This is a genomic window from Pseudomonas sp. PMCC200344 (assembly GCF_030053095.1).
Classification (GTDB): Bacteria; Pseudomonadota; Gammaproteobacteria; order Pseudomonadales; family Pseudomonadaceae; genus Aquipseudomonas; species Aquipseudomonas svalbardensis.
The window spans coordinates 1632432-1655446 of record NZ_CP125618.1; the positions used below are offsets into that span (position 1 = coordinate 1632432).

The window sequence follows — 23015 nt, forward strand, 5'->3', positions numbered from 1 at the left end:
CACCGCCTTCGCGAGCAGGCTCGCTCCCACAGGTGACCGCATTCCAATGTGGGAGCGAGCCTGCTCGCGAAGGGGCCCTAAGCCTCAATGAAAATCCCGGATCAAACCCCGGTTTTAGGCGACTGCAACGAATCATTACCGGTCACGGTAGCGGTATTGGTCGCCGCTTCGGCATTCGCCTTCAACCGGTTCAACTCTTCACCCGCCCGCTGAATCTTCGCCCTTACGTTGTTCATGTCCTGACGGCTTTTCTCCAGCAGGCTTTTCGCCGAACTGTGCCCGGTAATACCACGCGCCAGGGCTACACCGCCGATCGCCACTTGAATCAAGCCGAACAGACCACCGCGACGCAGGCCCTTGCCGACCATCACCACGCCGCCGGCCAGGGAACCGATACGTTCCCAACCCTGCACGTTCTGCTCAGTGTGAGTCTGGAACGGGGTGGATTCGATGCGTTCTACGCGTTTGAGTTCGCTCATGATCTGTCTCCAGTCGGGAATAGCTGCTTCAGGAATAGATACTTAAGCTGACTGCCGAGGCGGGCGGCTTGTTCCATCGAATGTACGCTGAATCAGCGAAATTTCGCCCCGGAGCGGGTGTTGAGCCCCTTGGACATGCGGTCATAGAGCACGACGTTGACGGTGGCTGCCAGGTTCATGCAACCGGTGGTCGGGATGTAGACCACGTCTTCGCACCAGTCGCGAATCTCTTTATCCAGCGAGCCGTCTTCCGGGCCGAAGATGTACAGCGCGCGGTCCGGGTGCGTGTATTCCGGCAGCGAACGGGCGCCGTCCACCAGTTCCACAGCGACCGGAACGCAGCCCAGCGGCAGGATTTTTTTCAGGTCGTCGATGCCGATCAGCGGAATGTCGTAGTGGACGCGCTTGGTGTCGGTGACGAAGTCGGCGGCGCGTTCATAACGTTTGCCGGTGTAGAACACGGACGCCACGCCATAACAGCCAGCGGCGCGCATCACCGAACCGACGTTCTCCGGTGATTTGGGGTTAAACAAACCAATGCAGCTGTACCGTTTGTCTGCCACGAGCGGGTGCCTTCGGGGAAAAAACGGCGATTATACGGGGATTGGGGGAGGGGTGTTCGGTTTGAGATTGGTGGTGTCTGGTCGGCCGCCTTCGTCGGAACGCCGCCCGGAGCCGGCTCGCTCCCACAGTGGATCCTGAGTGTTCACAAATGTTGTGTTCACAGAAAATCCCCTGTGGGAGCGAGCCTGCTCGCGAAGGGGCCGGTCGAGGCGCTGCAGATATTATTCGTCTTTCTTCATCAAACCCGCCAACGCCGCAAACGGGTTATGCGTCGCCTTGGCGATTTTCGGCGAGCTCAGTGAGCCTTCATCAAAGTACTGCTGGTCGGTGTACCGCGAGTGTTCATTGTCGTGGCAATACAGGCACAACAATTCCCAGTTCGAGCCGTCCTGAGGGTTGTTGTCGTGGTTGTGGTCGCGGTGGTGCACGGTCAGTTCGCTCAGGCGCTTGCCGGAAAACTCACGGGCGCAGCGGCCACACACGTGCGGGTACATTTTCAGGGCCTTGTCGCGGTAACCCATTTCCTTGTCGCGCTGGTTGTCAGCGAGGATGCGGTCCAGTTTCGACGTGTTGGTCGCAGGTGTTGACGAACTCATGGGTTCACCTTTGTAAAAAGACTAATGACGGTAACAAACGCAGTTTAGCTCAGCCCTTGAGCTTCTCGGCAATCCAGATGGTGTGGCGGGTGCCTTTGTTGCCGTGGGCGAAGACCTGGACTTCCTCGGCCTTGAAGCCGGCCTTCTTCAGTTTGTCGGAAAACTGTCGGTCAGCGCTCGCGGACCAGACGGCCAGCACGCCTTTAGGCCGCAGGGCCTTGGCGCAGGCACTCAGGCCACCAGCGGAGTAGAGCCAGCTGTTGGCCTTCTGGGTCAGGCCTTCGGGGCCGTTGTCGACGTCGAGCATGATCGCGTCAAAACCTTGCGGCTCGGCCTGCAGGACTTTGGCCACGTCTTCCATGCGAATGACGGTGCGCGGGTCAAGCAGCGGGTTCCCGGCTTTCTCGCCGAGCGGTCCACGGTTCCACTCCACCACGCCCGGCACCAGTTCGGCGACCACCACTTCAGCGGTCTTGCCCAGATGCTTGAGGGCCGAGGCGAGGGTGAAGCCCATGCCCAGGCCGCCGATCAGCACGCGCGAATTCGGCCGGCCAGCCACTTTACGGCACGGGATCTCCGCCAGAGCGTCTTCCGAGCCGTGCATGCGGGTGTTCATCAGTTGCCCGCCGTCGCCGCCCTGGATCTTGATGACGAAATCCTCGCCGTATTCGAACAGGCACAAGGCACCGCCATTTTCAGGAATTGGAGTGGTGTCGAGCAGAACGAAACGTTTCATGGGACTCACTTGAAGAGAAATTGGCATAAGAGGGGGAAGGCAAACACGCGCAGTTGGGAGTAGCCTGCAAAAAGACAACAAGGCCAACGGAGCCATTGATGAAGCGCACCATTCTAACGGTCATTACCTTGGCCGCGCTCTCGATAACTGCAGTGCAGGCCCAGCAGTTGCAAACCATTCCGACCAGCCCTGCGCCGCTGCCCGGCTCGCCCGGCACCGCGACACCGACACCGTACCCGCAAATCACCCCGACCAGCGCACCCAAGGTTGGCCCCGGCAGTGGCGGTCCGCCGTTGGTGCCTATTGAAATGCCTAGCCCGCCCACCAAGGACCAGCCACTGCCGGGGCTGGAGCAAAACCCGTCGAAAGCCAAATCACCCGGCGGTTAAACCTGCTGCGAGAGCAGTTGCCCATCGGCCATGCGCAAGCGTTTGGAGAGGGAGACGGCGAGGGCGCGGATGATTTTGGCGGCGATTTTCGGCGCATCGTTGAGCATCTTTTCCAACGAGTCCTTGCCCAGATTGAGCAACTGACAATTGCTCGCGGCCACGCAACTGGCCGAGCGGCGTTCGCCGTCGAGTACGGCCATTTCGCCGAACGCCCGGCCGCTGCGTAACGTTGCCATGGTCACCAGGTGCCCGTCGCTGTTGGTTTTCTGCACCGCCACCTGGCCGGTGTGGATGATGCACATGAAGCTGCCGGCATCACCCTCATGGAAAATCTCTTCGCCCTGAGCAATGGTGCTAATGCTGAAGTAGCCCGAGGCCGTGGCGAAGTCCGCCGGCAGCAGTTGATCGAACAGGCCACAGTCCATCAGCCAGTCGCGAATTTCGTTGTTGAGTAAGGTCGGTTCTGACATGTCGTCACGGTCTTTTTCTTGTGTCTGGTTCCGGTTTTCTGGACGTCCCCAATCCCCTGTGGGAGCGAGCCTGCTCCGGGCGGCGTTCCGACGAAGAGGCCAGCACATTCAACATCAATGTCGACTGATCGACCGCTTTCGCGAGCAGGCTCGCTCCCACAGTGGAGTTGTGTCGTCTCGGGCCCGGTGTCTGGTCTTAAGACCGACACGCCGGGCCAAGTTCCTCAGGCGATGCCCAAAACCTTGAAAACAAATGCGTATTCGAGTGCTACGTCACGTAATCCCTGATAACGACCGCTCATCCCGCCGTGCCCGGCACCCAATTCGGTCTTGAGTAACAGAGGATTGGTGTCGGTTTTGGTCGCGCGTAATTTCGCCACCCACTTGGCCGCTTCCCAGTACTGCACGCGGCTGTCGTTGTAGCCGGCAATCACCAGGGTCGCCGGATAAGCTTGTGCGGTGACGTTTTCGTACGGGGCGTAGGCCTTGATCCGCTCATAGACGTCCGGTTCTTCAGGGTTGCCCCACTCGTCATATTCGGTGACGGTCAACGGCAGATCCGGGTCGAGCATGGTGTTCAGCACGTCGACGAACGGCACTTCGGCAATCGCAGCAGCAAACAACTCCGGCCGCTGATTGAGCACCGCGCCGATCAGCAGACCACCGGCGCTGCCACCGCTGATCGCCAGTTGCTGTGAAGCAGTGAAACCATTGGCGATCAGGTGTTCGGCGCAGGCGATGAAGTCGCTGAAGGTGTTGTGTTTGTGTTCCTGCTTGCCAGCGCGATACCAGGCTTCGCCCAGTTCACCGCCGCCACGCACGTGAGCGATGGCGAACGCCACGCCACGATCCAGCAGACTCAAACGAGCGTGGGAGAACCACGGGTCGAGGCTTTCACCGTAGGCGCCATAACCGTACAGATAAAGCGGCGTCGGCTTGCCGAGTGCTTCGCGTTTGACGACGAGGCTGATCGGCACTTTCGTACCGTCCGGTGCGGTCGCCCACAGGCGCTGACTGACATAGGCATCGGCGTCGAACGGACCGAGCACCGGGGTTTCCTTGAGGACTTTCTGCTCGCCGCTGCCCAATACCAGTTGGCGGATTTGCGCCGGACGGTTCAGCGCTTCGTAGCGCAGACGGATCTTGTCGCTGACGAACTCCAGACTGTTCTGCACGTGCAGGCTGTAGGCCGCATCCGGTAATTGCACGCGGTAGCTCGGCAGGTCTTGCGGATGAACTTCGATGATCGGCAAGCCACCTTCACGCAGGCTCAGGGTCATGGCCCCGGCGTTCAGGCTCATGCCTTCGATCATCACCGTGTCGCTGTGGGGGATCAGGTTCTGCCAGTCGGCCTCGGTCGGTGCCATGCCGGTGTCTACGGCGTGGTAAAGAGCAAAGTTGATGCCGTCGCGGTTGGTGCGAATGAACCAGGTCCATTGACCGTCGAGCGCGCCGTGGTCGACGTCGTACTCATGGTCTTCAACCCTCGGTGCGATGCAGGTAAAAGCCTGCTGCGGCTGGAACGCGTCGAGAACCCAGACTTCGCTGGTGGTCTTGCTGCCGAGGGACAGCAGCAATTGCTGCTCGGAACTGGAGCGGTAGCAATGCATGAAGAATCGACCGTCCGGCTCATGGAACACTTCTTCGGCCGCCGTACCGTCCAGCCGATAGCGGAACAGTTTGTGCGGGCGATGGGTGTCGTCGAGCTCGCCGAAGAACAGCGTCAGGCTGTCATTGGCCCAGGTCATGCTGCCGTCGCAATCCTGGAATTCCAGTTCGCTGACACGGCTGCTGGATAATTCCTTCACGAACAGCGTGAAAATCTCATCGCCCGTGGCGTCGATGCTATAAGCCAGACGCTGGTGGTCCGGGCTGATACTGAACGCGCCCAGGGAAAAGAAGCCGCCTTTGGCCAGTGCATTCGGGTCCAGCAGCAGCTGTTCCTGGCTTTCGTCAAGCTGCAGGCTGTCATCGGCAGGGCGCGGGCAGCGGTAGTGACGGGCATATTCATCACCGGCCGTGGTGCGGGTGTAATACAGGTACGGACCCCAAGGGGAGGGCAAGGACAGGTCGGTTTCGAGAATCCGGGCCTTGATCTCTTCGAACAGGGTTTCACGCAACCCGGCCTGATCGGCGGTTTGCGCCTCTTGGTAGCGGTTTTCCGCTTTCAGGTAGTCGAGCACCGCGTCGGTGTCGCGCTCCTGCAGCCAGGCATACGGGTCGTCGCCTTCGGCCTTGCGGGCAATGGGAGCGTCGGAAACGTTGACGGATAGGGGCATGAAGGACTCTCGAGCGTTTACGAAATAGGGTTCGCAGACGGCGGGCAAGCCTGACGTGCGAAAAGTCGTTACTATAAGCGCCTCTTTGCCTGCCTTGCCATGGACACCATGACCGAGAACGACTATCTGATCGCTTGGGGCCTCTACGCCTTTGCCGCTTTGGGCTGCCTGTTGGTGTGGATGCGTATCACCCGCTGGATGTGGCGCTGGCTGCGTGAGCCGTTACGGCTATTGGTTGCCGTGTTGCTGTTCAGCCCGACCATCATTGATCCGGTGAAGGAAAAGGTCGCTCCGGCCATCGCCATTACTGCCCTGGATCTATTGTTCAAGGTCGGCAACAACGCCTGGCGCGCGGTGTCCGACCTGTTCATGTACGGCATGATCGCCTTCGGCATTTACCTGGTGTTCGTGGCGATCCGGTTCCCTATTGAACGGGCGTCCAACGCTCGCAAGGAACAGGCTGCCGCTGCCAAGGCTGCGACCCGGGCCGATGAAGCAGAAGAAGATCAACCATTCGGCGGGGCGGGCGATGATCGTTACGGTCGTCCACCGGTGCCGAGCAACCCTCAGCGATTGCGGGTCGAACCGCGTCTGTAACCTTGCCCCTGCCTTTCATCGAGAATCCGAGCATGTGTGAGTTATTGGGCATGAGCGCCAATGTGCCGACCGATATCGTGTTCAGCTTCACCGGGCTGATGCAGCGCGGCGGCCGCACCGGTCCGCACCGTGACGGCTGGGGCATCGCCTTTTACGAGGGCCGTGGCCTGCGCCTGTTTCAGGACCCGGCGGCGAGCTGTGAGTCCGAAGTCGCGAACCTGGTGCAGCGCTATCCGATCAAGAGCGAAGTGGTGATCGGGCACATCCGCCAGGCCAATGTCGGCAAGGTCTGCCTGTCCAATACCCATCCGTTTGTGCGTGAGCTGTGGGGGCGCAACTGGTGTTTCGCCCACAACGGCCAGCTCGCGGAGTTTCAACCGATCAAGAGTTTTTACCGCCCCGTCGGCGATACCGACAGCGAAGCGGCGTTCTGCGATTTGCTCAACCGCGTGCGCGCAGCGTTCCCGGAACCGGTAGAGGTCGAAGAGCTGCTGCCAGACCTGGTGGCCGCTTGCGCCGAATACCGCAGCAAAGGCGTATTCAACTGCCTGCTCAGCGATGGCGATTGGTTGTTCTGCTATTGCTCGACCAAACTGGCGCAAATCACTCGTCGTGCACCCTTTGGCCCGGCGCGCTTGAAGGACGTCGATGTGATCGTCGATTTCCAGGCCGAAACTACGCCTAACGACGTGGTCACGGTGATCGCCACCGAACCCTTGACCGAAAACGAAACCTGGACCCGCTACGAACCGGGCCAATGGAGCCTCTGGCGACGCGGCGAATGCGTCAGCCAAGGCAAGACCGAATAAGGATTGCCCTCATGTTGCTCAGTTATCTACGGCTGGTGTTGTTCGCGGCGGGCCTGTTGATCGGTGTCCAGGTGCCGGGGTTCATCAGCGATTATGCCAAGCGGGTCGAAGCGCATCTGATTGAGGCACAGACCGGTTTGAGCGGTTTTCAGGGCACTGCCAATCAGTTCTTCAAGGGTGACATGCAGGCGCTGGTGGCCCATTACCGCGCCAGCGAAGACCCGATTTTTCGCAGCGATGCCGACAGCCTGAGCACCTTGCTGACCCGTCAACTGGCCCTCGATAAACAGTTCCAGGCCATGCAAGGCCCGTGGTACATCCGCTTCCTGCAGGTTGCACTGGCGGCTGATCCGGATATTCGCAAGGAAACCTGGAATGGCTACAGCTACCAGATCCTGCTGACGCCGGAAGCGATGATCTGGGGCATGAGCGGGGCGTTGCTGTTGTCGTTCGGCATTGAATGCCTGTTCCGTCTGATCGACTGGGTGGTGCTGGGTGGCAAACGCCTGCGCCAGAGCCGGCCGATCGAAGATCGGGATGTGCGCGGGCTGTAATGAGCGCCACCGACCTGTAGCAGCAGGCTTCGCCAGCTGCTACAAGGTTAGCGCGCGAGGACGATGTAGTTCTCACCCACCTTCTTCGCATACCCATCCAGCACCTGCTGACACAACTGAACAATCTCCTCGACCCACTCCACGCCAACCCGCCACGACACCACCACCTGCAAATTCGGTGGCCGTTGATCGATGGCCAGCAAGGTCAATTCCCCCCGCGCCAGTTCCTCGGCGACCAGCACTGGCGGCAGCGCGCCAATACCGAAACCGTCCCGCAGCAACCGAGTGATCGCCGATACCGAGTTCACGCAGTTCAACCGCGGCGTCATGACGCCGTTGGCCTGCATCAAACTCAAGATGTCCTGATGCGGGTGTGAGTTTTTCGAGTAAGTAATGATGCGCTCGCGCGCCAGATCGGCGATGCCGGAATACTCACGGTTGTAGATCGAATTGCTCGCCACAATCCAGCCCATCGGGTGACTGGCCAGCTCAAGGCTGCGCACGCTTTCCTGACGCAACAGGTCGGTTTGCAAGATCAGATCGAGAAAGCCTTTTTGCAGCTGATCGCAGAGGTTGAGCGCGGTATCCGCCACCAACTCGATTTCCACCAGCGGATAGTGATCCATCATTTGTGCCACCAACGGGCTCAGCCAGGTATGGATGACCGTGTCCATCACGCCAATGCGAACCCGTCCGACCTTGCTCGAGCGGGTTTCGATCGACTGTTTGAGGGCTTGCATGGTGTCCATCATTTGCTCGGCGTACTCGAGCACTTTCAAGCCCTCGGGCGTCAGACTCACGCCACGTGAATCGCGCAGGAACAGCTTCACCCCGAGCTCGCCTTCGAGCACGGCAATGCGGCTGGAAATCGACGCCTGGGTGGTGAAGAGCTTGTCTGCCGTCAGGCGAAAACTCTTGAGTCGGGCGACCCAGACAAAGGTCTCAAGAAACTTCAGGTTCATAGGGACAAGTTTTTCTTATGTCTAGAGCGGGGTTTTATTAGTTGGACGCAGCAGGGCCGGCAGCCCAAAAATCAGGCCATCCGGTTCCCACGATAGGCGTCGTCGGGGCTCAGAACAATACCAATAAAAATTAGCGCGGAGATTTGCCATGAGTGCGCCCGACACGCTCGACATCCCAAAAGCCACGGTTCGCCCGGGACCTTTCGACTGGTACCGCAACATCAATCAACAGGAACGCCGCACCTTCTGGAGCTGCAAGATCGGCTATGGCCTGGACGGTATGGACACCCAGATGCTCAGCTTCGTGGTGCCAACCCTGATTGCGATGTGGGGCATCACCACCGGCGAGGCCGGGCTGATTCACACCAGCACCCTGATCGCCTCGGCCATCGGCGGTTGGGTGGCGGGGATTCTGTCCGACCGCATCGGTCGCGTACGCACCTTGCAACTGACGGTGTTGTGGTTCGCCTTCTTCACCTTCCTCTGCGGTTTCGCCCAAAACTACGAACAACTGCTGATCAGCCGCACGCTGATGGGCTTCGGTTTCGGCGGCGAATGGACCGCCGGCGCGGTGTTGATGGGTGAAGTGATTCGCGCCAAGGACCGCGGCAAGGCTGTTGGCATGGTGCAATCCGGCTGGGCATTGGGTTGGGGACTGACGGCGATCTTGTACGCGCTGCTGTTTTCGGTGCTGCCACCGGAAGACGCCTGGCGCGCACTGTTCATCCTTGGCATCGTGCCGGCGATCTTTGTGATCTTCGTCCGTCGACTGGTCAAGGACCCGGAAATCTATCGCGAAGCCAAGGCTAAGCAAGAGCCCAGTAATCCGGCAAAGTTTTACGAGATATTCGCTCCCTGCATCCTTTCCACCACGATTCGCGCGTCGGTGCTGACCACCGGTGCCCTGGGCGGTTACTACGCGATCACCTCCTGGTTGCCGACCTTTCTGAAGAACGAACGCGGTTTGAGCGTACTCGGTACGGGCGGTTATCTGGCGATGGTGATCGTCGGTTCCTACGTCGGCTATGTCATCAGCGCGTATTTGACTGACATCCTCGGGCGTAAAAAGAACTTCATTCTGTTCGCGGTCGGCTCGTTCACCATTGTTCTGCTCTACACCCAATTGCCGGTGAGCAATGGCGTGATGCTCTGGCTGGGCTTTCCTCTGGGCTTCTTCGCCTCGGGGATCTTCAGCGGCATGGGCGCGTTTTTGACCGAGCTGTTTCCAACGCGGATTCGCGGTTCTGGTCAGGGCTTTTGCTACAACATCGGCCGGGCGTTGGCGGCGTTGTTCCCCCTGTTGATCGGCTTGATGAGCCAGAAGGTGCCATTGAGCGTGGGAATCGGTGCTTTTGCGGCGGTGTCCTACGGGGTGGTGATTCTTGCGGCACTGAGCTTGCCGGAAACCCGTGGCAAGCAACTTGAAGCCGAGTAGCTGATAATCTGCGGGCAAATGCCTACAGCTAAAAGAATCAAACCTACAGGAGTGTTCACCGTGAACCGCCTGCTATTGAACTGCGACATCGGCGAGAGTTTCGGCAACTGGACCATGGGTCTGGACGCCGAGGTCATGCCCTTCATCGATTGCGCCAACATCGCCTGCGGCTTCCACGCCGGCGACCCGAGCATCATGCGCAAGACCGTCAGCCTGGCCTTGAGCAACGGCGTGCAGATCGGCGCCCATCCGGCGTATCAGGATCTGGTCGGTTTCGGCCGCCGTTCCATGGCCTACACCGCCCAGGAACTTCAGGACATTGTGCATTACCAGATCGGCGCCCTCGACGGCATTTGCCGGGCTCAGGGCGGGCGGGTGAGTTACGTCAAGCCGCACGGCGCGATGTACAACGACATGATGGCCAACCCGGCGCAATTGCGCGCGGTGCTTCAGGCTGTGGCGTCCTATGATCGTGAGTTACCGCTGATGTTGATGGCCACTCGCGACAACAGCGCAGCCCAGCAGTTGGGCGATGAATACGGCGTGACCCTGTGGTTCGAAGCCTTCGCCGATCGCGCTTACGACAGCGCGGGAATGCTGGTCTCGCGGCAACTGCCAGGCGCAGTGCATCACGATCCCGAAACAATTATTGAGCAGGCGCTGACCATTGCCCGCGGGGGCAACCTTACGGCCAGCGATGGCAGTGCCTTGCATTTGCAGGCCAATACCCTCTGCGTACACGGCGACAATGCCAGTTCGGTAGCCGCCGTGCGGCGTATTCGCGAAGCACTTGATCAGCAGAGTGCGCCATGAAAATCCGGGTCGAAGTGGTGGCGCTGGATTGCCTGATGGTGCGCCTGTTCGATGAGATAGCCGAAGCGAACATGCCGTGGATGCTCGCCGCCAGTGAAAGTCTGCGTGCTGCGTTCGCCGGGCATCTGATCGATCTGGTGCCGTCCTATACGACGTTGATGGTGCATTACGATCTGACCGCGTTGAGTCCGGCTCAGGCTCGGGAACTGATCGCTGAGGCCCTGATCGATCTGTCGCCCAACACCGGCCCCCGCGGCAAATGTCATGTGTTGCCGGTCTGGTATGACTTGAGCGTTGGCCCGGAGTTGAGCCTGTTGTCCCAGCGCAGCGGATTGGCCGTGGATGAAGTGATCCGCCGCCACAGCGAGCGCGAATATCAGGTGTTCGCCTTGGGTTTCGCGCCGGGTTTCGCCTTCATGGGGTTGGTGGAAGAAGCGCTGGCGGCGCCGCGTCTGAACACTCCGCGTAAAAAGGTGGCCGCCGGCAGTGTCGGCATCGCCGAACGGCAAACGGCCGCTTACCCGGTGGTGTCCCCCGGTGGCTGGAATCTGATCGGCCGCACCCCGGCCAAATTGTTCGACCGCGAACGCGACGGCTACAGCCTGATGCAACCGGGCGATACAGTGCGCTTCGAAGCCGTCAGTCATGCCGAATTCATCAATTTGGGCGGTGATGACACGCCGTTGGAGGCGCAGGCATGAGTCGTCTATCAATAGAAGCGAGTACACCGCTGTGTTTGTTGCAGGATGCTGGCCGTTTCGGCGTGCGGCATCTGGGCGTGACCCAGGGCGGGGCGGCGGATTGGCGATCGATGTCGTGGGCTAATTGGTTGCTGGGCAACGGCCTGGATGCACCGGTGATTGAAATCACCCTCGGCGGGTTCACCGTCGTTGCCGAAGAGGATTGCGTGCTGGCGTTGGCCGGGGCGGATCTGGGGGCGCAGGTGGATGGCGAGGCGTTGGCGCCGTGGCGCAGTTTCAGGCTGAACAAAGGTCAGCAATTGCAATTCACTCAGCCGCTGCTTGGCGCTCGGGCATATTTGGCAGCCCCGGGCGGATTTGATGCGCCAAAGGTGTTGGGCAGCAGCGCAACGGTTGTCCGTGAGGAACTCGGCGGGCTGGATGGCATGGGCCGGGCGTTGACCAAAGATGCGCAGTTGAGCTACTCGGGGAGCTCACTGCTACTGTTGCGGGAATTGGCGCGCGAACAGGTACCGGATTTCAAACTCAACGCGCCGCTAGACCTGGTGCTCGGTGCCCAGATCGGCGAGTTCAGTGGGCAGAGTTCGTTTGACGCGTTCAACAGCATCTGGACCCTCGACAGCCGTGCCGACCGGATGGGCATACGCTTGCTGGGAACGGCGTTGCAGTATCAGGGTAAACCGATGATTTCCGAAGGCATCCCGCTGGGTGCGGTTCAGGTGCCGCCGGACGGGCAGCCGATTGTGTTGCTCAATGATCGGCAGACCATTGGGGGTTATCCGCGATTGGGGGCGTTGACGCCGTTGGCGCTGGCGCGACTGGCGCAGTGTTTGCCGGGGGCGCAGGTGCGGTTGCGGCCGGTGGTGCAGGAAGTCGCGCATCGGGAGCAGGTCGAGTATTTACGCCGTTTTTTTAACTGCTAAAAGCATCCCGAGCAGGCTCGCTCCCACATTGGATTTTGGTCGTACACAAATAATGTGTTCGCTGGATATCAACTGTGGGAGCGAGCCTGCTCGCGATAGCGGTCGAACAGACGACGAAGATTACTTGGAAAGAAACCGCATCCCTTCTTCCAAACCCCGCAACGTCAGCGGGTACATCTGGTCGTTAATCAAGTCCCGCACGATGTTGGTCGAAGACGTATAGCCCCAGGTATCTTTCGGATACGGGTTGATCCAGATGACCTTTTTGTACTTCTCCATGAACCGCTGCATCCACACATAACCCGCTTCTTCGTTCCAGTGCTCGACGCTGCCGCCGGCCTGGGTGATTTCGTACGGCGCCATGGCGGCGTCACCGATGAAGATCACTTTGTAGTCGGCGCCGTATTTGTGCAGCAGATCCTGGGTCGACGTGCGCTCGGACGTGCGGCGCATGTTGTTCTTCCACACCGATTCATAAATGAAGTTGTGGAAGTAGAAATACTCCAAGTGTTTGAACTCGGTCTTGCAGGCCGAAAACAGCTCTTCGCAGATCTTCACGTGGGCGTCCATCGAGCCGCCGATGTCGAACAGCAGCAACAACTTGACGGTGTTGCGCCGCTCCGGACGCATCTGGATGTTCAGTAGCCCGGCATCGCGTGCGGTGTGGTCGATGGTGCCATCGATGTCCAGCTCTTCCGCCGCACCCTGGCGCGCGAATTTGCGCAACCGTCGTAGGGCGACCTTGATGTTGCGCGTGCCCAGCTCCACCGAATCGTCGAGGTTCTTGTACTCGCGCTGATCCCAGACCTTGACCGCTTTGCCCTGGCGCTTGCCGGCATCGCCGACGCGAATGCCTTCCGGGTTGAAGCCGCCGGAGCCAAACGGACTGGTACCGCCCGTGCCGATCCACTTGTTACCGCCGGCATGACGTTCTTTCTGTTCTTCGAGGCGTTTCTTGAACTCTTCGATCAACTTGTCCAGGCCGCCGAGGGACTGGATCGCCGCCCGTTCTTCGTCGGTCAACGAACGCTCGAATTCCTTGCGCAGCCAGTCTTCCGGAATTAATGCCTGAAGGTGGTCGTCGAGTTTTTCCAGGCCATTGAAGTAAGCACCGAAGGCCCGGTCGAACTTGTCGAAATGCTTTTCGTCCTTCACCAGAATCGCTCGCGACAAGTAATAGAACTCGTCCATGTCGGCGAAGGTCACGCGCTGTTTAAGCGCGTTGATCAGGTCCAGCAGCTCCCGTACCGAGACCGGCACTTTGGCTGCGCGCATTTCATTGAACAGGTTAAGCAGCATGGCTATCGCCCTCTATCTTGTTAAACAGAGGGATCAGCGAGTGCCGCGACGGCTCATGAACGCCAGACGCTCAAGCAATTGCACGTCCTGTTCGTTCTTCACCAAGGCGCCGGCCAGCGGTGGAATGGCCTTGGTCGGATCGCGCTCGCGCAGCACCGCTTCGCCGATGTTGTCGGCCATCAGCAGCTTCAGCCAGTCCACCAGTTCGGAGGTCGATGGCTTCTTCTTCAGGCCCGGCACCTTGCGCACGTCGAAGAACACGTCCAGCGCTTCGCTGACCAGGTCCTTCTTGATGTTCGGGTAGTGCACGTCGACGATCCTCTGCATCGTGATGCGATCAGGGAAGGCGATGTAGTGGAAGAAGCAGCGGCGCAGGAAGGCGTCCGGCAGTTCTTTCTCGTTGTTGGAAGTAATGATGATGATCGGGCGTTTCTTGGCCTTGATGGTCTCGTCGATCTCGTAAACGTAGAACTCCATCTTGTCGAGTTCTTGCAGCAAGTCGTTCGGGAACTCGATGTCGGCCTTGTCGATTTCGTCGATCAGCAGGATCACCCGCTCTTCGGATTCGAAGGCTTCCCAGAGCTTGCCCTTTTTCAGGTAGTTGCGTACGTCGTGGACTTTTTCCGTGCCCAGCTGCGAGTCGCGCAGACGGCTGACCGCGTCGTACTCGTACAGGCCTTGATGCGCCTTGGTGGTGGACTTGATGTGCCAGGTGATCAATTTGGCGCCGAAGGACTCGGCCAGTTGCTCGGCGAGCATGGTCTTGCCGGTGCCCGGTTCGCCCTTGACCAGCAGCGGACGCTCCAGGGTGATGGCGGCGTTGACCGCCAGCTTCAGGTCATCGGTGGCGACGTAAGCCTGGGTGCCTTCGAACTTCATCTGCTAATCCTCGAACGGTAACGCCGACCTGAACGAAGCAGGGCGGGGTGCAATAATTGTAGTACCCGACTATAACGCGGTGCCCGGTCGACTGTGAACGCAGACGGCTTATTCAGTCTCTGAATGGGGCGTCACATCTTGACTCAGTCTCGGCCGCTAGCCAGTATTGAGATATCGCCATTTTGGCGATAGCTTGCTGGGCATGTCTACTAAATACCGATTTCGCGATACGTACCGCATTCAGTTGCGCGAGAAGGATCATCCGCCGCCCCATGTCCACCTGACCGGTGGTGGGCTGGACGTCATGCTCAGCCTTGAAACCGTCGAAGTGATGGTGGGCAAGGCGCCGCCGTTGATTATCAAGGAAGCGCTGGAGTGGGTCAGGGCCCATCAGGTGAAATTGCTGGAGGATTGGAAACGATGTTACCCATGAAACGACCACGGCTGTCGTCCGTGCAGGCGCTGCCGGATCACCGCCTTATGCTGACCTTTATCGACGGTCAGCAACTGAACCTCGATTTGAGTCGGGACCTGCGCGCCTATCCAGGGTTGCAGCCATTGCTGGAGGCTGGCGCTTTCGACGGTGCAACCCTGGGCGACGATGGCTGGAGTGTCGAGTGGCCCGAACTGGACATCCAGATCGGCGCAGACACCCTGTATCTGGATGCTCTCGCACAAAATGCAGTGGACGAAAACACCCGGATCTTCATCGACTGGCGCGCTCGCACCGGGCTGCCGCTCAATCAGGCGGCCGAAGCGTTGGGGGTCAGTGCCCGCAGCATTACGCGTTACAGCAGTGGTCGTGAAGCCGTACCGCGATCGCTGGCACTGGCCTGTCTGGGCTGGGACTTCTTGCAGCAGCAATCGAGCCCGGCGCGGGCGGCCGAAGAAACCGGTCGCTATACCGTCACACGCAAGCCTTAACCGGCGTCCGGCTTGGGCCGTTCGTATTGGGCATTGAACGCCTGGATGAAGCCGTTGCGTAAAATCTGCAAAAAAGCCTCGAATGCGCTGATATTTCGGCGATGCACATTGCCGCTCAGTTCCACGCGAGTCGCAAACTGGTTCTTGCCCTGGTTTTTCAGCACCGTTTCGGAGCCGCCGACAATGGCCTCCCAAATGGAGCGGAAAATCCCTTTGTCCTTGTTCTTGACGTCCTGCTGCCAATTGAACACGTCGACGTCCTTTAGCAGCGGTTTGATGTAACCCGTTAATTGAGCTTTTTTAGCCTGGGCTTCAATGACCACATCACCGTGACCTGCATTGAAGTCGAACTTGCCATAGGCCGAGGCGAAGTCGTTCATGCGTTTGAGTTGGATGTCCCTGGCTCGCAGGCGGAATTCGAAGTCTTCGAAATTGCTCAAAGGGTCGAAGGTTGCGGTGGTTTCCAGTGGCGCGTGCCCTAACAGCAGCGCCTTGCCTTCGAAGCGAGCGTCGCGTTTGCCTTTGGTGTCGACCACGTTGGTCAGGTTGTAAAAGCTGGCGTTGACCTGAGTGGCGTTCATGTTCACGGGGGGCTTGGAGTTGAAGTTGCGGAAACTGATTTTGCCATCGCTGATCCGCACTTCGTTCAGAGTGATGGGGGCCAGTTTGCTCAACTGCGCACGCCAGTCGGTGCCCTGACCGGTCTGGGAGTTTTTCTTGTTGGCGCCGCCGTCGACGAAGTTCACCTCGGGGTTGAAGAACTGTACCTCGGCCACGACGGCGTGGTCGGACCAGAGCGAGTGCCAACTGACGGAAAGGTCGATCAGCGGCGCGTTGACGAAAGGCACCGGGACTTTTCCGTCGACCTTGACGATTTTCAGTCCGTTGATTTTGTAGGCGCCGCGCCACAGGGCCAGGTCCACATCAGTGATCTGGCCACGGTAGTCACCCATGTCCGCCAGCTTGTCATTCAGGTAGTCGCGCACCAAGTAGGGCAGGGCGATGTGCAGGGCTATCAGCAGCACAACAAGGCCGGCGAGGGTCCACAGCGGCCAACTGTATCTCCGTTTCATGATGGCAAATCTCTGGCGATGTAAAACCATTGACTGCGCCGGTTGCAGGACGTTCGACTGACTGGACGACCACGGGCAACAGGCATACCTTGAATGGCTTATTCAACGCTGTACAAGGACCCAGCCATGAGCCGTATTTACGCTGACAACGCCCATTCCATCGGCAATACACCGCTGGTGCAGATCAACCGTATCGCCCCGCGCGGCGTGACCATCCTGGCCAAGATCGAAGGGCGTAACCCCGGTTACTCGGTCAAGTGCCGGATCGGTGCAAGCATGATCTGGGACGCCGAAAGCACCGGCAAACTCAAGCCTGGCATGACCATCGTCGAACCGACCTCAGGCAATACCGGTATCGGCCTGGCATTCGTTGCTGCGGCTCGCGGTTACAAGCTGATGCTGACCATGCCGGCGTCCATGAGTATCGAGCGACGCAAAGTGCTCAAGGCTCTGGGGGCCGAACTGGTACTGACCGAACCAGCCAAGGGCATGAAAGGAGCGATCGAAAAGGCTGCGGAAATTGTCGCCAGTGACCCGGCTGCCTACTTCATGCCGTCGCAGTTTGAAAACCCGGCCAATCCGGCCATCCACGAAAAAACGACCGGTCCGGAAATCTGGAACGACACCGACGGTGCAGTCGACGTATTGGTGGCAGGCGTCGGAACAGGTGGAACCATTACCGGGGTTTCGCGGTATATCAAGAATACCCAAGGTAAACCGATTATCTCGGTGGCGGTGGAGCCAGCGGTGTCTCCGGTCATCACCCAGGCAATGGCCGGTGAAGAAATCAAGCCGAGCCCTCACAAGATCCAGGGTATTGGTGCCGGTTTTGTGCCGAAGAATCTTGATCTGTCGATGGTCGATCGGGTTGAGTTGGTCAGCGATGAAGAATCCAAGGCCATGGCCCTGCGCCTGATGCAGGAAGAAGGGATTTTAAGCGGCATTTCCTGCGGCGCCGCCATGGCGGTGGCCGTCCGCCTGGCGGAAACCCCGGAAATGCAGGGCAAGACCATCGTGGTGATCCTGCCGGACTCCGGTGAACGCTACCTGTCGAGCATGCTGTTCAGTGATCTGTTTACCGAGCAGGAGAATCAGCAATAGGCGTTGCGATTTTTGATCCAGTGGGAGGGGGTGATTCAGGTCAGCCCCCGTTCAGGAACCTTATGTTAAGAAGTGCTTTATTGCGCACGCCTTAACACTGAATGTTGAGTTATGCGGGTTTTTCCCGAGGCCGGTAGTGTTTATCATGGCCGGCTGCCACGTCGGGTAAATGGCGTGGTGCAGAGTTGTCTACTATCAAGGAGTTGTTGATGACCGTTTCCCTTGCCGCAAAGGCGTCGCTTTTGCTGTTGTTCTTCGGTAGCACTCTCTATGTGCATTTGCGCGGCAAGGCGCGTTTGCCGGTCTTGCGTCAGTTCGTCAACCACTCGGCTTTGTTCGCGCCCTATAACGCCTTGATGTACCTGTTCTCCAGCGTGCCATCCAAACCCTATCCTGACCGCAGCAAGTTCCCGGAACTGGATGTGCTCAAGGACAACTGGGAAGGCATCCGCGACGAAGCGATGCATTTGTTCGACGAGGGTTACATCCGTGCCGCCGAAAGGAACAACGACGCCGGGTTCGGTTCGTTCTTCAAGAAAGGCTGGAAGCGCTTTTACCTCAAGTGGTACGACAAACCACTGCCATCGGCCGAAGCCCTGTGCCCGAAAACCGTGGCACTGCTCAGCAGCATTCCCAACGTCAAAGGCGCCATGTTCGCGTTGCTGCCAGGCCGCAGCCACCTCAACCCGCACCGTGATCCGTTCGGCGGTTCTCTGCGTTATCACCTGGGGCTGTCGACGCCGAACTCCGACGATTGCCGGATCTTCGTCGACGGTCAGGTCTACGCCTGGCGTGATGGCGAAGACGTGATGTTCGACGAAACCTACGTGCATTGGGTCAAGAATGAAACCGACAAGACTCGGGTCATCCTCTTTTGCGACATCGAACGACCGCTGAGCAACCGCCTAATGACCCGCACCAACCGCTGGATCAGTGGCTTTTTGGGTCGCGCCACTGCACCGCAGAATCTTGAAGATGAACGTGTTGGCGGGATTAACCAGGTTTACGCATGGAGCAAGAACTCCAGCGACAAGTTCAGTGGTGTGATCAAACAATGGAAGCGTCGCAATCCCAAGGCCTACCGTGTGCTGCGACCGGTGTTGGCGGTGGTGGTGCTGACGTTGTTGGGGTATTGGTTGTTTGGGTGATTCCGAACACAGAAAAATATCAAGTGAAACACCCTCTTTTGTAGCAGGTCGCGTTGCAGCGAGCTGTTTTTACTGGCCATTGCAATCCATGTCAGTCGCTGGTTATAGTCGGCGCTCGGTGTTTTCCAACCCACCTTTCTACCCTTCAAAAAAGATCAGCCCATGCCAGCTTCCCTCATCAACGCGGTAGTCGATTCAGCGGTCAACGCTGGCGTCGTGCCGTGCGGGAATCAGCAGCCTGCGCAGATCAGTCATTACCCTCCACCTGTCAGTAGCTCGCCGGTGTGCGCAGTCGTATCACCGCCAGGCGTTGGCTTTTCGGGCTGATCAGCTTTTTTCTGCTGTTCCCACGCCCGTCTGAAAAAGCCCCCGCTTGAAAAAACTACTGAATTTCAGCTTCGGCTGAGTTGGCTTTTTGCCTGACTACAGGTGGTATTCATGTTTGTCCTTTCGAAAAACACCGCTCTCGCGGCGGCGTCCACGAGCCTGTTCGTTTTGCTGTGGAGCAGCGGGGCGATCTTCTCCAAATGGGGCCTGGCCCACGCGTCACCCTTTGCCTTTCTGCTGTTTCGCTTCGCTATCGCAATCTGCGGATTGGTGCTGCTGGTGCCGTTGCTCAAGCTGAAACTGCCCAAGGGCGGCAAGCCGATGGTGTATGCGATGGCCACAGGCGTGGTGTTGTTGGGGGCTTATCAGATTTTCTATCTGCTGGCCCTGGACCTGAAAGTCACCCCGGGAGTGATGGCGACGATCATGGGCGTGCAGCCCATTCTCACGGTGGTGATCATGGAGCGTCAGCGATCAGCCAGCAGAATGTTTGGTCTGACGCTGGGTTTGGCCGGGTTGATCATGGTGGTCTATCAGGGCATTGGTCTGGCCGGTATGTCATTGGCCGGTATGCTCTTCGGATTGCTGGCACTGGCGAGCATGACGTTCGGCTCGATCATGCAGAAGCGCATCACCGACAATCCACTCGGCACGCTGCCAGTGCAGTACCTGGCCGGGCTGTTGCTCTGCGGAGTCTTCGTGCCGTTCCAACCCTTTCATTTCGAACACAGCACCGGTTTTATCGTACCGGTGTTGTGGATGGGATTGGTGGTGTCGGTGCTGGCGACCTTGCTGCTGTATCGCTTGATCGCCCGGGGCAACCTGGTCAATGTCACCAGTCTGTTTTACCTGGTGCCGGCGGTGACGGCGGTGATGGACTACCTGATTTTCGGCAACCGGCTGGCGGCGTTGAGCATGCTTGGCATGTTGCTGATCATCATCGGTCTGGTGTTCGTATTCCGTAAAAACGCTTGAAACAAAACAAGGCCTGGGGCACGAGTTCCAGGCCTTTTTTATTTGGCTCGCGCATGCTCGGCCCGCACCGAATTCACATCGGCCGTACCACAAAACTACCTGGTAACCACCTCTTTAACCTTCACCACCGCCGTCTTCAACACCAACCACAACGCCGCCGCAATCAACACCCCGCCATAGATGTGCGCCATCGACAACGGCTCATCCAGCAACAACGCCCCCCACAACACCCCGAACGGCGGAATCAGAAAGGTCGTGGTCATCGACTTCACCGGCCCGACCGAGCTGAGCAAACGGAAGTAAATAATGTACGCAAGCGCTGTACACACCAGCCCCAATCCCAGCAGCGACAACCAGACACTCCAGCCACCCCAGCTCTCCGGTGGCTGGCTGATCACGCTGTAACCGAACAGCGGCAACAGAAACAACGTCGCCCCGAGCATGCTGCCCACCGCCGATAGACGACTGTCGAGACCACCGGCCTGATCAAGCCAGCGGCGCGCGAGGAACCCGGCGAAACCGTAGCAGGTCGTGGCGAGCAGGCAGGCGAGGGCGCCCATCAGCAGTTCCATGTCGAACGCCACCGGACCGGCTCGGGTCAGGATGCCCACGCCCAACAGCCCGAGGAACACGCCGCCAAGTTTGGCGGCGGTGAGCCTTTCATGGAAGAACAGACCGCCGATCAGCACGCCCATCAGTGGCGTGGTGGCGTTGAAAATCGCCGAATAACCGGCCGGCAGTACTTGTGCGGCCACCGAATACAGGGTCGCCGGAATCCCGGAGTTGATCACCCCGAGCAGCATCACGGTTTTGAGTTTGCCTTTGAAATCCCAGCTGATGCGCATCAGCCCGAGGATCACCAACAGACCGACCGCGGCAATCGATACGCGGAAAAAAGCAGTGGGGATTGTGCCAATCACCGGGGCGATGATGCGCATGAACAGAAAGCTCGCGCCCCAAATGGCGGCAAGCGATAACAAACGCAGAGTATCGACGGGGTTCACAGCGCGTTCCTTCCTTGATTAGCGCGCAAGTGTCGCGCCAGTCAGGACGCAAGGCAATGGTTGCGTTGCGTAACAAAGGGCCACTAAGCTCAGGCCCCACGATAAGAATCAGCCGCCGAGGTTTTACCTATGCCGCAGCAATGGCCAGCCGCCGACATCGCCCGAATGATCCTCGACGGCTTTGACGATTACCGCGAGCATTTCCGCCAGATCACCGACGGCGCCCGGGCTCGCTTCGAGCAGGCCAAGTGGCAGGAGACGCAATCGGCGTCGGCCGCGCGGATCAATCTCTACGAAGAAAAAGTCAGCGAAACGGTGGAACGGTTGCACATCGCGTTCGACGCCGACACGCTGGATGTCAGCTGCTGGCCGCTGGTCAAAAGCGCTTACATCACGCTGATCGACCTGCGCTTCGACGATGAACTGTCCGAAACCTGGTACAACTCGATTTTCTGCGGGCTGTTCAGCCACGACCTGATCAGCGACGGCTGCATGTTCATCCACACCACCCGACCCAGTCTGCGCCGGGCCCGCGCCGCACAAACCCGCACGTACAAGCCCCAGGGCCAGTTGTCCGGGATGCTGGCGAGCATTTTTGCCGACTACCGCTTCAGCGAGGATTACGCCAACCTGGCGGGCGACCTGAGTCGTCTCGAAGGGCAATTGCGCGAGAACCTGCCGGACTGGGTCTGCAAGGACCCGGAATTGAGCGTCGAGCTGTTTTCCTCGGTGCTTTACCGCAACAAAGGCGCGTACCTGGTCGGGCGCATCTACACCCAGGACGAACAATGGCCGCTGGTGATTCCGCTGCTGCACCGCGAAGGTCGCGGGATTCAGATCGATGCGCTGATCACCGATGAAGCGGACGTGTCGATCATCTTCTCGTTCACACGTTCGTATTTCATGGTCGACGTCCCGGTGCCGGCGGAGTTCATCGGTTTCCTCAAGCGCATTTTGCCGGGCAAGCACATCGCCGAGCTGTACACCTCGATCGGTTTCTACAAGCACGGCAAGTCCGAGTTCTACCGGGCGCTGATCAATCACCTGGCCAACACCGACGACCAGTTCATCATGGCCCCGGGCGTGCGTGGCATGGTGATGAGCGTGTTTACCCTGCCGGGTTTCAACACCGTATTCAAAATCATCAAAGACCGCTTCTCTCCGTCAAAGAACGTCGATCGCGCCACGGTGATCGAGAAGTACCGTTTGGTGAAAAGCGTCGACCGGGTCGGGCGCCTGGCCGACACCCAGGAGTTTGCCGACTTCCGTTTCCCGTTGAGCAAGTTCGACCCGGCCTGTCTGGAAGAATTGCTCGAAGTGGCAGCGTCCACCGTGTCGGTAGAGGGCGACACCGTGCTGATCCGCCACTGCTGGACCGAACGGCGGATGACGCCGTTGAACCTGTATCTGGAGAACGCCAACGACGCTCAGGTCCGCGAGGCGCTGGAAGATTACGGGCTGGCGATCAAGCAACTGGCGGCGGCGAACATCTTTCCCGGCGACATGCTGCTGAAGAACTTTGGCGTCACGCGTCACGGGCGGGTGGTGTTTTATGACTATGACGAGATCTGCTTCCTGACTGAAGCCAACTTCCGGCACATCCCGCAACCGCGTACGCCGGAAGACGAGATGGCGTCGGAACCGTGGTATTCGATCGGACCGCTGGATGTGTTTCCTGAAGAGTTTCCACCGTTTTTGTTTGCTGATTCGGGGCAAAGGAAGTTGTTTGATCAGTTGCATGGTGAGTTGTACAACGCCGATTACTGGAGGAGCTTGCAGGAGGCGATTCGGGCGGGGAAGGTGATTGATGTGTTTCCGTACCGCCGTAAAGGCCTCGACAACGAGTAACCGTATTCGCACGATCTATGTAGCTGCTGTCGAGCCCCGGCGAGGCTGCGTTCGGCTGCGAAGCAGTCGTCAACCCAATCACCTCGGTTTACCTGAAACACCGCGCTGGCTGATTTTACGACTGCTTCAC

General features: G+C 59.0%; 25 protein-coding genes. 14 read left to right on the forward strand and 11 right to left on the reverse strand.

All coding sequences use genetic code 11. The annotated features are described in order from the left end of the window. Positions 1 to 101: 101 nt before the first annotated feature. The 4 genes from QFW87_RS07430 to QFW87_RS07445 all read right to left on the reverse strand — a co-directional run bounded on the left by QFW87_RS07430 (position 102) and on the right by QFW87_RS07445 (position 2375). Positions 102 to 479 (reverse strand): DUF2892 domain-containing protein, encoded by a 378-nt coding sequence (locus QFW87_RS07430; RefSeq protein ID WP_283190161.1) that lies wholly within the window; start codon positions 477 to 479, stop codon positions 102 to 104. 92 nt (positions 480 to 571) lie between these two features. After that, a complete protein-coding gene (locus QFW87_RS07435) occupies positions 572 to 1042 on the reverse strand; it encodes an RNA methyltransferase (protein WP_283190162.1) in 471 nt (156 codons plus the stop codon). 222 nt (positions 1043 to 1264) lie between these two features. After that, a complete protein-coding gene (locus tag QFW87_RS07440) occupies positions 1265 to 1639 on the reverse strand; it encodes a YajD family HNH nuclease (RefSeq protein WP_149417732.1) in 375 nt (124 codons plus the stop codon). Between the two features lie 49 nt (positions 1640 to 1688). Then, positions 1689 to 2375 carry a spermidine synthase gene (locus QFW87_RS07445; protein WP_007898703.1) on the reverse strand — a complete coding sequence of 229 codons (687 nt, stop codon included), beginning with the start codon at positions 2373 to 2375 and terminating at the stop codon, positions 1689 to 1691. A 98-nt stretch (positions 2376 to 2473) separates the two neighbouring features. On the opposite strand from QFW87_RS07445, the gene QFW87_RS07450 reads away from it, so the two are divergent. After that, entirely contained in the window at positions 2474 to 2764 is a 291-nt protein-coding gene (locus tag QFW87_RS07450) for a hypothetical protein (protein ID WP_283183421.1), read from the forward strand. Here QFW87_RS07450 and QFW87_RS07455 read toward each other — a convergent pair. Both QFW87_RS07455 and QFW87_RS07460 read right to left on the reverse strand, forming a co-directional pair. Continuing rightward, entirely contained in the window at positions 2761 to 3234 is a 474-nt protein-coding gene (locus QFW87_RS07455; RefSeq protein WP_076031549.1) for a cyclic nucleotide-binding domain-containing protein, read from the reverse strand. The genes QFW87_RS07450 and QFW87_RS07455 overlap by 4 nt on opposite strands. Before the next feature lie 224 nt (positions 3235 to 3458). Next, positions 3459 to 5513, reverse strand: a complete 2055-nt coding sequence (locus tag QFW87_RS07460) for a S9 family peptidase (RefSeq protein WP_283190163.1) — start codon at positions 5511 to 5513, stop codon at positions 3459 to 3461. Positions 5514 to 5612: 99 nt separating this feature from the next. On the opposite strand from QFW87_RS07460, the gene QFW87_RS07465 reads away from it, so the two are divergent. The 3 genes from QFW87_RS07465 to QFW87_RS07475 are packed head-to-tail and all read left to right on the forward strand — an operon-like array spanning position 5613 to position 7473. Then, entirely contained in the window at positions 5613 to 6110 is a 498-nt protein-coding gene (locus QFW87_RS07465) for an MFS transporter (RefSeq protein ID WP_283190164.1), read from the forward strand. 32 nt (positions 6111 to 6142) lie between these two features. Next, positions 6143 to 6919, forward strand: a complete 777-nt coding sequence (locus tag QFW87_RS07470; protein WP_046046095.1) for a class II glutamine amidotransferase — start codon at positions 6143 to 6145, stop codon at positions 6917 to 6919. 11 nt (positions 6920 to 6930) lie between these two features. After that, the gene (locus QFW87_RS07475) at positions 6931 to 7473 is read left to right on the forward strand and encodes a DUF2937 family protein (RefSeq protein WP_123366761.1); all 543 of its coding nucleotides are present in this window, start codon (positions 6931 to 6933) and stop codon (positions 7471 to 7473) included. Positions 7474 to 7520: 47 nt separating this feature from the next. On the opposite strand, the gene QFW87_RS07480 is transcribed toward QFW87_RS07475, so the two are convergent. After that, positions 7521 to 8435: a LysR family transcriptional regulator gene (locus QFW87_RS07480; RefSeq protein ID WP_283190165.1), complete on the reverse strand. Its 915-nt coding sequence runs from the start codon at positions 8433 to 8435 to the stop codon at positions 7521 to 7523. Between the two features lie 148 nt (positions 8436 to 8583). Between QFW87_RS07480 and QFW87_RS07485 the strand changes: the two genes are divergently transcribed. The 4 genes from QFW87_RS07485 to QFW87_RS07500 are packed head-to-tail and all read left to right on the forward strand — an operon-like array spanning position 8584 to position 12307. After that, entirely contained in the window at positions 8584 to 9870 is a 1287-nt protein-coding gene (locus QFW87_RS07485) for an MFS transporter (RefSeq protein ID WP_283190166.1), read from the forward strand. A 60-nt stretch (positions 9871 to 9930) separates the two neighbouring features. Beyond that, positions 9931 to 10683, forward strand: a complete 753-nt coding sequence (locus tag QFW87_RS07490) for a 5-oxoprolinase subunit PxpA (protein ID WP_134422161.1) — start codon at positions 9931 to 9933, stop codon at positions 10681 to 10683. After that, positions 10680 to 11384: an allophanate hydrolase subunit 1 gene (locus QFW87_RS07495; RefSeq protein ID WP_283183427.1), complete on the forward strand. Its 705-nt coding sequence runs from the start codon at positions 10680 to 10682 to the stop codon at positions 11382 to 11384. The genes QFW87_RS07490 and QFW87_RS07495 overlap by 4 nt, the downstream gene beginning before the upstream one ends. Next, on the forward strand, positions 11381 to 12307 hold the full coding sequence (locus QFW87_RS07500; RefSeq protein ID WP_283183428.1) for a biotin-dependent carboxyltransferase family protein: 927 nt from the start codon (positions 11381 to 11383) through the stop codon (positions 12305 to 12307). Before QFW87_RS07495 ends, QFW87_RS07500 begins: the two co-directional genes overlap by 4 nt. Before the next feature lie 120 nt (positions 12308 to 12427). On the opposite strand, the gene QFW87_RS07505 is transcribed toward QFW87_RS07500, so the two are convergent. Both QFW87_RS07505 and QFW87_RS07510 read right to left on the reverse strand, forming a co-directional pair. Next, positions 12428 to 13606 (reverse strand): VWA domain-containing protein, encoded by a 1179-nt coding sequence (locus QFW87_RS07505; RefSeq protein ID WP_046046088.1) that lies wholly within the window; start codon positions 13604 to 13606, stop codon positions 12428 to 12430. 33 nt (positions 13607 to 13639) lie between these two features. Then, positions 13640 to 14485, reverse strand: coding sequence for a MoxR family ATPase (locus tag QFW87_RS07510; RefSeq protein WP_008067574.1), 846 nt, complete (start codon positions 14483 to 14485; stop codon positions 13640 to 13642). A 202-nt stretch (positions 14486 to 14687) separates the two neighbouring features. Between QFW87_RS07510 and QFW87_RS07515 the strand changes: the two genes are divergently transcribed. After that, on the forward strand, positions 14688 to 14918 hold the full coding sequence (locus QFW87_RS07515) for a DUF4160 domain-containing protein (protein ID WP_283190167.1): 231 nt from the start codon (positions 14688 to 14690) through the stop codon (positions 14916 to 14918). After that, positions 14906 to 15409: a DUF2442 domain-containing protein gene (locus tag QFW87_RS07520; protein WP_283190168.1), complete on the forward strand. Its 504-nt coding sequence runs from the start codon at positions 14906 to 14908 to the stop codon at positions 15407 to 15409. Before QFW87_RS07515 ends, QFW87_RS07520 begins: the two co-directional genes overlap by 13 nt. Here the strand turns inward: QFW87_RS07520 and QFW87_RS07525 are convergent. Next, positions 15406 to 16482 (reverse strand): DUF748 domain-containing protein, encoded by a 1077-nt coding sequence (locus tag QFW87_RS07525; protein WP_283190169.1) that lies wholly within the window; start codon positions 16480 to 16482, stop codon positions 15406 to 15408. The genes QFW87_RS07520 and QFW87_RS07525 overlap by 4 nt on opposite strands. 126 nt (positions 16483 to 16608) lie before the next feature. On the opposite strand from QFW87_RS07525, the gene cysK reads away from it, so the two are divergent. From cysK to QFW87_RS07540, 3 genes are all read left to right on the forward strand, one after another. Beyond that, positions 16609 to 17583 carry a cysteine synthase A gene (cysK, locus tag QFW87_RS07530; protein ID WP_283190170.1) on the forward strand — a complete coding sequence of 325 codons (975 nt, stop codon included), beginning with the start codon at positions 16609 to 16611 and terminating at the stop codon, positions 17581 to 17583. A gap of 209 nt (positions 17584 to 17792) precedes the next feature. Then, positions 17793 to 18731 carry an aspartyl/asparaginyl beta-hydroxylase domain-containing protein gene (locus QFW87_RS07535; protein ID WP_283190171.1) on the forward strand — a complete coding sequence of 313 codons (939 nt, stop codon included), beginning with the start codon at positions 17793 to 17795 and terminating at the stop codon, positions 18729 to 18731. A 438-nt stretch (positions 18732 to 19169) separates the two neighbouring features. Then, a complete protein-coding gene (locus QFW87_RS07540) occupies positions 19170 to 20033 on the forward strand; it encodes a DMT family transporter (RefSeq protein ID WP_283190172.1) in 864 nt (287 codons plus the stop codon). Between the two features lie 95 nt (positions 20034 to 20128). Here the strand turns inward: QFW87_RS07540 and QFW87_RS07545 are convergent, their stop codons facing one another. Next, positions 20129 to 21037 carry a DMT family transporter gene (locus QFW87_RS07545; protein WP_283190173.1) on the reverse strand — a complete coding sequence of 303 codons (909 nt, stop codon included), beginning with the start codon at positions 21035 to 21037 and terminating at the stop codon, positions 20129 to 20131. Between the two features lie 129 nt (positions 21038 to 21166). On the opposite strand from QFW87_RS07545, the gene aceK reads away from it, so the two are divergent. Then, positions 21167 to 22885, forward strand: coding sequence for a bifunctional isocitrate dehydrogenase kinase/phosphatase (gene aceK / locus QFW87_RS07550; protein WP_283190174.1), 1719 nt, complete (start codon positions 21167 to 21169; stop codon positions 22883 to 22885). The last annotated feature ends 130 nt before the right edge of the window (positions 22886 to 23015 follow it).